The 10,000-nt window shown below is 48.3% G+C and carries 8 protein-coding genes and 1 pseudogene; 4 read left to right on the forward strand and 5 right to left on the reverse strand.

The window, feature by feature from the left end; translation table 11 throughout:
* Positions 1-2,367 (forward strand): TonB-dependent receptor (locus tag LDL40_RS09540; protein ID WP_300995088.1); only part of this gene is annotated, 2,367 nt, incomplete at its 5' end.
* A gap of 129 nt (positions 2,368-2,496) precedes the next feature.
* Here the strand turns inward: LDL40_RS09540 and LDL40_RS09545 are convergent.
* The gene (locus LDL40_RS09545; protein ID WP_300995089.1) at positions 2,497-2,793 is read right to left on the reverse strand and encodes a DUF3297 family protein; all 297 of its coding nucleotides are present in this window, start codon (positions 2,791-2,793) and stop codon (positions 2,497-2,499) included.
* 231 nt (positions 2,794-3,024) lie between these two features.
* On the opposite strand from LDL40_RS09545, the pseudogene LDL40_RS09550 reads away from it, so the two are divergent.
* The 3 genes and pseudogenes from LDL40_RS09550 to LDL40_RS09560 form a co-directional block, all read left to right on the forward strand.
* Positions 3,025-3,426, forward strand: a pseudogene (locus LDL40_RS09550) (FKBP-type peptidyl-prolyl cis-trans isomerase); the annotation flags it as partial.
* 210 nt (positions 3,427-3,636) lie between these two features.
* The gene (locus tag LDL40_RS09555) at positions 3,637-6,339 is read left to right on the forward strand and encodes a TonB-dependent receptor (RefSeq protein WP_300995090.1); all 2,703 of its coding nucleotides are present in this window, start codon (positions 3,637-3,639) and stop codon (positions 6,337-6,339) included.
* Between the two features lie 255 nt (positions 6,340-6,594).
* Positions 6,595-8,073, forward strand: a complete 1,479-nt coding sequence (locus LDL40_RS09560) for a phosphoesterase (RefSeq protein WP_300995091.1) — start codon at positions 6,595-6,597, stop codon at positions 8,071-8,073.
* A 12-nt stretch (positions 8,074-8,085) separates the two neighbouring features.
* Here LDL40_RS09560 and LDL40_RS09565 read toward each other — a convergent pair whose 3' ends face one another.
* From LDL40_RS09565 to LDL40_RS09580, 4 genes are all read right to left on the reverse strand, one after another.
* Complete coding sequence (locus LDL40_RS09565; RefSeq protein WP_300995092.1) at positions 8,086-8,445, reverse strand: VOC family protein; 360 nt, start codon at positions 8,443-8,445, stop codon at positions 8,086-8,088.
* Between the two features lie 35 nt (positions 8,446-8,480).
* Positions 8,481-9,014, reverse strand: coding sequence for a hypothetical protein (locus tag LDL40_RS09570; RefSeq protein ID WP_300995093.1), 534 nt, complete (start codon positions 9,012-9,014; stop codon positions 8,481-8,483).
* 30 nt (positions 9,015-9,044) lie between these two features.
* Positions 9,045-9,599 carry a DUF805 domain-containing protein gene (locus LDL40_RS09575; protein WP_300995094.1) on the reverse strand — a complete coding sequence of 185 codons (555 nt, stop codon included), beginning with the start codon at positions 9,597-9,599 and terminating at the stop codon, positions 9,045-9,047.
* 94 nt (positions 9,600-9,693) lie between these two features.
* Positions 9,694-10,000 (reverse strand): hypothetical protein (locus LDL40_RS09580; RefSeq protein ID WP_300995095.1); only part of this gene is annotated, 307 nt, incomplete at its 5' end.

A 10,000-nucleotide genomic window follows, 5' to 3' on the forward strand; every position in this document is an offset into this window, starting at 1 on the left:
CGGGTGCAAGTGAATGGGATGGAGGTGTTAGGCACTTCGTCGTCGCCTATGGATGCGCGTGGTGCTTTGTCCAGAACCAGAGCATTCGACTTTAATATCTTTGCTTCTGAGCTGTTTAACCAGATTGATCTGAAAAAATCTTATTCTGCCGATCAGGAAGAAGGGGGTATAGCGGGCACTGTGAATTTACATACCGCCAAACCTTTTGATTACGACGGACCAAAAGCCAGTATTTCGGCTCAGTTGGGCACAAACAGCAACACCAACAGCTCTGATCCACGCTTCTCCGCTGTGTTCTCTGAGCTCTGGTCAGATATTGGCGCCTTATTTTCTGTGACTCACAGTATCAGGTCTACCAATGAATATGGCAGCAATACCACACGCTGGCGGCGCGAAACTGGTAAAAAGGCGGCGGATAGCAGTAATACTGAACTGCAAAACCTGTTGGATTCAGGCGAGTTGTGGTTTCCGCGCGGTCAGCGTTTTTCTGTCTGGGACAATGAACAACATCGTTTGGGTATCACAGCAGCATTGCAATACAAACCCAGTCAGGATTTTAGTCTGGTGCTGGACTGGATGCGGGGCAAACTACAAAACCAGTTGGCAGAACATCATATGGCGGTCAAAGACAATGATCTGGTGAATGAGCTGATCTGGCGTCCAAGTGCCAAAGGTGACAAAGAAGTCGTCTATGCCAGCTATAAAAATGCCAGCTGGCGCAACGAAAGCCGTGAGGATTACAACGAGTCAGTGTTTGAGCAAATCAGTTTGGCAGCCGACTGGGAAGTCACAGCTCAGCTGCAGATCAGCGCTTTGCTGGGCCAGAGTTCATCTGACTATAGCCAGCCACTGTTACAAAAGCTCAATATTGAAGCGAAGAGAAAAGCCAGCATCATCACTGACTTCAGGCAAGATGCATTTTATGGCCGCAGTGATTCGTTTGATTTTGACGTCAGCGGACTGCAGGGTTATACAGTGAAAGATCTGTTTTTCCAGTCCAACTTTATCTATTCAGCTTTTGATACTGCCAAGCTGGATTTTGATTATCAGCTGAACCATCACGACAGACTGCAGTTTGGTATCCACCATAAAAAATTCAGTAATTCAGGCTTTGAACGTGAGGCAGGTGACTTTCCATATAGCAGTGCCACACCCAGACATCAGGGCCTGACTAGCCTGAGTCCGGATCAGGTTCTGGTCTACCAGGGCCATCCGGACCAACATTGGCTGGAAGGTTCTCTGGCTGAGGTGCAAAATTATTATGGCCTGAGTGATTTTGCCCTGACCGATGCCCATACCTTATCAAACACTGTCTACGATTTGGCTGAGCAGACCAGGGCACTTTATCTGTTGTATCAGCAGTATGCAGAGTTTGCGGGTTCATCACTGCGTTCGCGTTTTGGCTTACGGTTTTTTGACACAGAAGTCAGCTCACAAGGGCTTGCCGATAGTCAGCATCTGAGTCTTCAGCGCAACTATTCGGCCTATCTGCCCAGTCTGGAGTTGGCCTATGAACCGCAGCAGGATCTGATCTGGCGCGCTGGCATGAGTAAAAATATCACCCGCCCATCTTTAGACGCTATGGCCTTTTCGGTGTATGTCAGTAAAACCTCTTTGGGGGAAACCGATCTTGGCCAAATTTCCAGAGGCAATCCACAGCTACAACCTTACGAGTCCAACAACTTTGATCTGGCGTTGGAATGGTATTTTCATGACAGAGGTTTGGCTTCTGTTTCGCTGTTTTATAAAGACATCAACAACTTTATTCTGACTAACACCCAACAGCGGCGTTACAGTGAGCTTGGCCTGCCCGCAGAGCTTTTACCTGAAGGCAAAACTGTAGATGATATGTTTATTTTATCTTCCCCACAAAACTCGGGCTCGTCCTGCATTCAGGGGGTTGAACTGGCGTTGCAACGTGATTTGGATTTTCTGCCAACGCCTTTTGATCAGTCAGGCCTGGTCGCCAACTACACCTGGGCTGATGGCGACACTTTGTACCAGAATGTAGAAAATTCTGGCCAAAGCCAGCGTAAAACTCTGCCGGGCTTATCCAGGCAAAGTTACAACCTGACACTCTATTACGAAACCCCGGATTGGGGTGCCCGGGTTGCAGCAGCTTACAGAAGCCGCTACATCACAAGTGTGGAAAGTGGTTCTATGGATGATGATGAGCGGGGTTATCACGCCAGCACTAACCTGGATTTTTCGGCTTATTACCGGCTAAACGCCCATATAAAACTGAACTTTGACGCTTTAAATCTGACCGACCAGCGTTATGAGTTATACAGCGATTCCAGTGACAGAGCTTACAACAGCACCTACAGTGGCCGTACTTATATGCTTGGGATTACAGCGGAGTTTTGATGGGGAACTATTGCATTTTTCTTAGGCTAAATACGACTACTTAGGTTGCCCTCACTGCGAAAATGTGGGGGCAGGGTTTATCCCTGCCCGTCTCGCGTCCAAACGACAGTCTGGGCGAGTTGTATGCTTTTAACGATAAAAAGCTTCTACTTTGCCTTTTAACGTCATCAGTAACGGCTGACCACGACGGTCCAGCGCTTTGGCAGCCGCCACTTTCACCCAACCTTCGCTGATGCAGTACTCTTCCACATCAAAACGTTCTTTGCCGTTCAGGCGAATACCTACGTCATATTCAAAAATAGCGGCGACATAATGTGGGCTGCGTGGGTTGATGCAAAGACGATCCGGTAAATCCGGACGTGCTGCTGTGTCTTGAGTGCTGGTTTCTGTCATGGCTTCGGCCTGTAATGAAAAATCGTGCGCCATTGTAGGCAAAGCCGGCATTGGGCTCAAGAGTGGCGGTTACAAACTAACAAAAACAAAGGAAAACAGAGATAAAGGTTGCTGCAGGTTTTACTGCTTAACTTTGACCAAAACCACTATGCACCCTAAGATAGCCCTCATTAAACTTAATGGATCGGGTCTACTATGAAAATTGCTTTAATCATCCTCGTGCTTGCTTGTGTAGCTTATTACTTCTACAACAACGCCAATAACCAAAAAGCTGCAGCGCTGAATCTGGAAAAAGGCAGCGCATTTTTAGCAGAAAACAGTAAAAAAGACGGCGTTAAAAGTACAGCTTCAGGTCTGCAATATGAAGTGTTACAAAGTGGCAGCGGCGACAGCCATCCAAGCGCCAGTAGTACAGTGCGGGTGCATTACCACGGCACCTTAATCGACGGCACAGTATTCGATTCGTCAGTTGAGCGCGGCGAAACTATTTCCTTCCCTTTAAACCGCGTGATTCCGGGCTGGACCGAAGGCGTACAGTTAATGAAAGTGGGCGATAAATTCCGCTTTTATATCCCTTCTAATCTGGGTTATGGCAACCGCAGCGCTGGCAAAATCCCGGCAGGTTCAACCCTGATTTTTGATGTGGAGTTGTTTGAGATTCAATAACTGTGTAGAGCGGGCATGATGTCCGCTTTCTAAAGCTCAAGGTGGAGGCTCAGTTTCGGTTTAAGCTAACTTTACCCCCATCGTAAAAAAACTTTCATAAACTTTTTTGTCCATAAATCACTGTTTGTTGCTCTTTAGGAGGACTGCTGCGCTTTTAGGCCTGGCAGAACTACTGAATCAGCTCAACTAAACAGGAATAATGGATTAATTATGAAGACGAATCTTCGCAAGAGTCATCTGGCTTTGGCCGTGCTGGCTGCACTGCCGGCTTTAATCGCCCCTATCGCCTTAGCTCAATCTAATGCAGAAGCTAAAGCCGCAGAAACAGAAGTGATTGAAGTCAAAGGCTTTCGCAGCTCTATTATCAAAGCCAAAGATCTGAAACGGGAAGCTATGATCGCTCAGGACTCGATAGTGGCCGAAGATATTGCCGATTTTCCTGACCTGAACCTGGCCGACTCCTTACAGCGTGTGCCTGGTGTCACTATTACCCGCGAAGGTGGCGAAGGCCGGCAGATTTCTTTGCGTGGTTTAGGCCCTGATTTTACCCGGGTGCAGGTCAACGGCATGGAAGCTTTAGGGACTTCGTCTTCGCCTATGGATGCGCGTGGTGGTGTGTCCCGTACCAGAGCTTTTGACTTTAATATTTTTGCTTCTGAACTCTTTAACCAGATTGATGTGAAAAAATCTTTTTCTGCTGATCAGGAAGAAGGTGGCATAGCTGGTACTGTCAATTTACGTACCGCCAAACCTTTTGATTACGACGGTGCTCAGGCGGCCATTTCTGCTCAGGCAGGAACCAACAGCAACACAGACAGCACCGACCCTCGTGTTGCTGCTTTATTGTCGAATACCTGGTCAGATTTCGGCGCTTTAGTGTCTGTGGCTTACAGCGACAGAGCCACCAACGAATACGGCACCAACACGACGCGCTGGCGTCGTGAAGGTGGTAAAAAAGCGGCCGATGCCAGCGACACTGAACTGCAGGCACTACTGAACTCAGGTGAGCTGTGGTTCCCGCGTGGCCACCGTTATTCAGTCTGGGAAAATGAGCAAAACCGTTTAGGTATTACGGCTGCTTTGCAGTACAAACCCAGCTCAGACTTCAGCCTGGTGCTGGACCTGATGCACGGCAAACTGGAGAACGAATTGTCTGAGCATCATATGGCGGTGAAGGACAACTCGACTGTTAACAGCCTGGTGTGGCGCGACAATAACGGCAGCAAAGAAGTGGTGTATGCCGATTATAAAAACGCCACCTGGCGTAATGAAAACCGTCAGGATCACAATGAGTCGGTGTTAGATCAGATCAGCTTAACTGCAGACTGGACTTTGACTGACGATTTAAAAATGAGTGCTCTGATAGGCCATAGCTCTTCTGATTACGAGCAGCCGCGTGTGAACAAGCTGAATATCGAAGCCAGTAAAAAAGTGAATATTATTACTGATTTTACCCAGGACGCTTTTTACGGTCACAGCTATTCACCCAGCTTTGATGTCACCACTTTGGCTGGTTACACAGTTAAAGATTTGTACTTTCAGTCCAACTTTATCTACTCCGACTTTGATAATGCCAAATTGGATTTTGACTATGGTTTAACCGACAGCTCCAGTCTGAAATTTGGTGCCAACTATAAAAAGTTCACCAACACAGGTTTTGAGCGGGTGGCGCAGGATTTCCCAAGCAATAAAGCTACGCCACAAAATCAGGGGGTGAAAACCCTGACGGCTGAACAGGTTCAGGTCTTTAATGGCCATCCGGATAAAAGCTGGTTACAAGGCGATATGGCAGCGTTACAGGCATTTTATGGCCTGACCGATTTCACCTTAACGGAGGCCTACACAGTGGAAAGTTCGGCTTATGATTTAGCTGAAGAAACTCAGGCGGCTTATCTGGTCTACGATACCGAATACGATGTAGCGGGTATGCCGCTGCGCGCCAATATAGGCGTGCGTTACTTCACCACAGAGTTAACTTCTAAGGGCTTGTCCAAAGGTATTCCAACAGAGATGGTGCGTGATTATTCAGACTATTTGCCCAGCCTGAACATTGCCTACGAGTTTGCTGAAGATGTGATTTGGCGTACTGGCCTGAGTAAAAATATGACCCGTCCTTCATTAGGGGCTATGGCGTTTTCGGCCAATGTTAGCCAAACCTCGTTGGGCGAAAATGACATAGGCCAGATTTCAGTGGGTAACCCGCATTTGCAGCCTTTTGAATCGGATAACTTTGATACGGCGCTGGAATGGTATTTTGAAGATGTAGGTTTGTTGTCTGCCGCAGTGTTTTACAAAGACATTAATAACTTTATCGTCACTGAAACTCAGCAGATTGTGTACAGCGAACTGGGTTTGCCGGCTGAATTGTTACCAAAAGGAAAAACGGTAAACGACATTTTTAATGTGTCGTCACCACAAAACTCAGATTCGTCCACCATCAAAGGTTTTGAACTGGCCATGCAACGGGATCTGGATTTCCTGCCAGCACCTTTTAATAACTTAGGCGTGATCGCCAACTACACCTGGGCGGACGGCAATACCTTGTATCGTAACGTGGAAAACTCTGGTGAAGATCAGGTGAAAGCATTCCCTGGTTTATCCAAACAGAGTTACAACTTCACGCTGTATTACGAAACTGAACAATGGGGTGCCCGTGTGGCTGCGGCTTACCGCAGTGACTACATCACAGCGGTGGAAAGTGGCTCGATTGACGATGATGAGCGCGGTTACCATGCTACCACCAACGTCGATTTCTCTGCCTTTTACCGTTTAAGCGACAGCATAAAACTGAACCTGGAAGCGATCAACCTGACCAATGTACGGGATGAGTTGTACAGTGATTCCAGCGACAGAGCCTATAACACCACCTTTAGTGGCAGGACTTATATGGCCGGCGTGACAGTACAGTTCTAATTGCCGCCTTCGTACTTGAAGCTGCAGCTTCGTTGACTGCGCGCTTTCGCCCCAGTCACATAGGTTTACTATGCTCCTGGGGTCTCAAGCGCTTGTCGCCTCGCTGCAGCATCAATTACTTTGGCGACGCCTCTTTGCTTGAAGCTGTAGCTTTGTTGACTGCGTGCTTTCGCCTCGCTGCAGCGTCAATTACTTTGGCTAAGCCTGTGGGGTCAGGCCCTGGATTTTGCCTGACCCCCTCAATAAGGAGCTATTTTGATAAAGTACAGAAAGCAGCTGAGTATAGCTGGCGTGGTCATTCTGCTGGCCTCTTGTCAGCAGGTACAAACTGAGCCGATGACAGAACAAAAACCGGAACAAGGCAAAAGCTGGCTGGCCGGCGATCACCATGTGCACACGCATTACAGTGTGAAATGGGATAACTCTGTGTTTCCGCCAGCCCCTATTTTAGGTGGCGATGCTAAATATTCGATTCCGCTAAATGCGCAAATGGCGTCACATTACGGCTTAAGCTGGATGGTGATCACCGACCACGGTGGGCCAAATCGTGCCAAACTGGCGCTGGAGCAGGCGTACCCTGAACTTCTGGCTTCACGTAAAGCCTTACCGCAAATTCTGCAATTTTACGGCATGGAGTTTGATGTGCCAGGCAATAGCCCTGGCGGTCGCCATGCCAGTTTTATTATGCCGCACCGGCCAACCGAAGCTGAGCAGCTGTATCAAATCGAAAGCCGCTACAACGGCCGTCAGGGTGTACCGCCAGGACCAGAGAAAGCCGAAGATGCGTTTATGCTGCAGGCCTTAGAAGCCATGAATGCATTACCGGATAAACCTCTGTTGTTGGTGAATCACCCGGCGCGGTTAGCTACAGGTTTTCGCCAGTACAATAAAGTGACCCCAGCGCAACTGCGCGACTGGCAGGATATAGCGCCCGATGTGGTGATAGGTATGACGGGTGCTGAAGGCCATCAGGCGGCGACTTTAAATCCGGATGGCAGCACAGACCCAACCGCCATTCGTGGTGAATACCCGGATTATCCGACTATGGGTGGCTACGACCAGATGACGGCTCGTGTAGGTGGGGTGTGGGATAGTTTATTGAGTGAAGGCCGGCATTGGTGGGTGACAGGAGTGTCCGATAGTCATGGCCATTACACCGATGGCTGGGCCGATTTCTGGCCAGGCCAATACGCCAAAACTTATGTCTATGCCGATAAAAACTACGACAGCATTTTTGCCGCACTCAAAGCTGGCCAGGTTTTTGTTACGACGGGTGATTTGATAGATGCGCTTTTTGTCGAAGTGGCGGTCAAAAACTCAGATAAAACCGCCACTGCAGGTCAGACGCTCAGCATCACACCACAAGATGAGCTGGTGCTCAGAGTACGTTTTCGTGACCCTAACAGTAAAAACGGCGGTGGTTTTAACCCGGAAGTGCAGCGGGTGGACGTGATCCAGGGCCTGATCACAGGGCCGGTGAACAATCGTAACAGCGACGAAACAGCGGCCACCACAGTGACTAAACGTTTTTACTCAGCCGACTGGAGTAATAAAGACGGCTACAGCCAGTTTGAAGTGCCACTGGGCAACGTCAGCAGCAGCCAGTATCTTCGTTTACGCGGTACCAACAATAAAAATGAGTTGGAACCAGAGCCTGATGCCAAAGGGGAAAACCCATGGCACGATTTATGGTTTTACAGCAATCCGGTGTTTATTAAAGTGGCTCAGGGCTAAGCCCAATCTGGCTTAGTCTTTAGACTCCGACCAGACCGCAAACTCGTTGCCGCTGGGTTTGGTGAAGTGAAAACGGCAGCCGCCAGGGAAGTCAAAAATAGGCTTAATCACAATGCCACCCTGTTGCTGGACTTTGGCTAAAGTGGCTCTGATATCTGCGCTGTAAAACACCAATAATGCTCCGCCTGTGGCCGCGGTGGAGCTTTGTTCTGAGCGGAAAAATCCACCGTCTAAACCCTGATCAGAAAAGGCTGCGTAATCCGGGCCATAGTTGACAAAACTCCAGTCAAAAGCCGCGCTGAAAAATGCTTTGGTCGCTGTTAAATCTTTGGCGGGAAATTCGACGTAGTTTAGTTTTCCATCTTTGTGCATTGTTCATTTCCTTTATTTAAAAACCAGTACCTTCACTACCATTTAAACATGGGCAGAGGCTTGAGTGGATGCCTGACACAATGAGCGGCCGACAGCTGCACCAGCCGCCAGTGAAAACCAGCAGTGGGAAAGGCTTGATACAAGGCTCGCAGCAGAGCACGGTCCAGACCAAAATTAAGCAAACCCAGCGAAACATCTGTCCAGTCGGCTTTGCGAAAAGCCTCAGCCAGTTTATCGTCGTCACAGGTTGTGACTTTGTGATGTTCGCTGATCAATAAACTGATATCTGCCGACCAGTCCGCCAGGCCTTGTTGCTGCAGATAATGCTGAGCTAAAGCTACGGACGGGTCTATGTAGTCGAAGTTATCGCAGGCCCAAATGGCCAGATCATGAAAAGCACAGGCTATAGCAATTTTTTCCAGTGACTGATTTGAGTGGTCAGAATGCCAAAACGCCAGATTCAGTACACGGTAACAATGATGACGATAAGCGGTAAAATCCTTGCCTATGTCCTGTTCATAGTTGTGCAGCAGCAGGTCCAGCAAATCATGTTTATTGATAATATTCACTTACTTTTGTTCCTGAGGCTCAATTTCTTTTTATGCCCGGCTATCCGCCCTGGGCGGCGTGGACAAGGTAGGTTGTATGCTGTCTTTGGCCATAAAAAACAATACCACCACAAAGCCAAAAGGGACGAGATACATCATTTGCCACCAGACATTTTGTCCTGCGTCATTCAGTCTGCGTGTGCCTACAGCCAAAAATGGCAACAGAATAAGTACAGTGACAAACAGCCTTAATACCGGGCTGATAATTTCTGCAAGCGCACTAATCAGCAATACAAAAACTAAAAACCACCAGTACTGATACTTGCTGGCTGTGCCGGAAAAATCTGCGAACTGTATAAAACACTCTTTGACCACTGTAACAGGATTAGGAGAGCTCACTTGCGAAACTTCGTGTTCCAACAGCAAGCTGTTAGCCGTTACTGCAAACACAGCAGCTAAGGCCCGCACTGATTCAATAGACGCATTGCCCGTATTTTCCAGCCGCTGAATGGTACGCAGGTTCAGACCACAAGCTGCTGCCAGTTGCTCCTGTGACCATTGCTTGTCAGTTCTTAGTTTTTTTACCAGTTCTGCATTAATTTTCATGGCTTCGATACCTTGCATTGACCCATAGACGCAAAGATAACTCAAATAACGACTGCAGGTTACGGCAAAGCTACGACAACGCTACGACAGCAAGCTATTTCACTGTTGTTGGCTGCCAGAAGTTCTTATTGCCATATTCCCAGTGCCACGGTAGTCCGGTTGGACCAAGAATAAAATCGACCAAATAAGGAATAGCCCTTTCTGCACGCAAGTCATTGCCCAGTATCACCACGCAACGTTGACTGGCCTCCAGACAGACCAGCATATTGCCGGTGGAATCATTGTGACCACCTTTAAAAAAGCCTTTGCCCTGAGGGCCGTTAAATACCACAACACCAAGACCGGCATATAAATCAGGCCGTTGTTGGTCTGCCGGCACTTCGGCTTGTAAGGTGGGGAAC

Source organism: Rheinheimera sp., from assembly GCF_020217005.1.
GTDB lineage: Bacteria > Pseudomonadota > Gammaproteobacteria > Enterobacterales > Alteromonadaceae > Pararheinheimera.

What these genes read in the sequence shown, in the direction of transcription:
- LDL40_RS09565 (WP_300995092.1), bottom strand. Translation starts at nt 8,445, where the DNA reads ATGCACAAAGATGGAAAACTAAACTACGTCGAATTTCCCGCCAAAGAT.
- LDL40_RS09575 (WP_300995094.1), bottom strand. Translation starts at nt 9,599, where the DNA reads ATGAAAATTAATGCAGAACTGGTAAAAAAACTAAGAACTGACAAGCAA.
- LDL40_RS09555 (WP_300995090.1), top strand. Translation starts at nt 3,637, where the DNA reads ATGAAGACGAATCTTCGCAAGAGTCATCTGGCTTTGGCCGTGCTGGCT.
- LDL40_RS09545 (WP_300995089.1), bottom strand. Translation starts at nt 2,793, where the DNA reads ATGGCGCACGATTTTTCATTACAGGCCGAAGCCATGACAGAAACCAGC.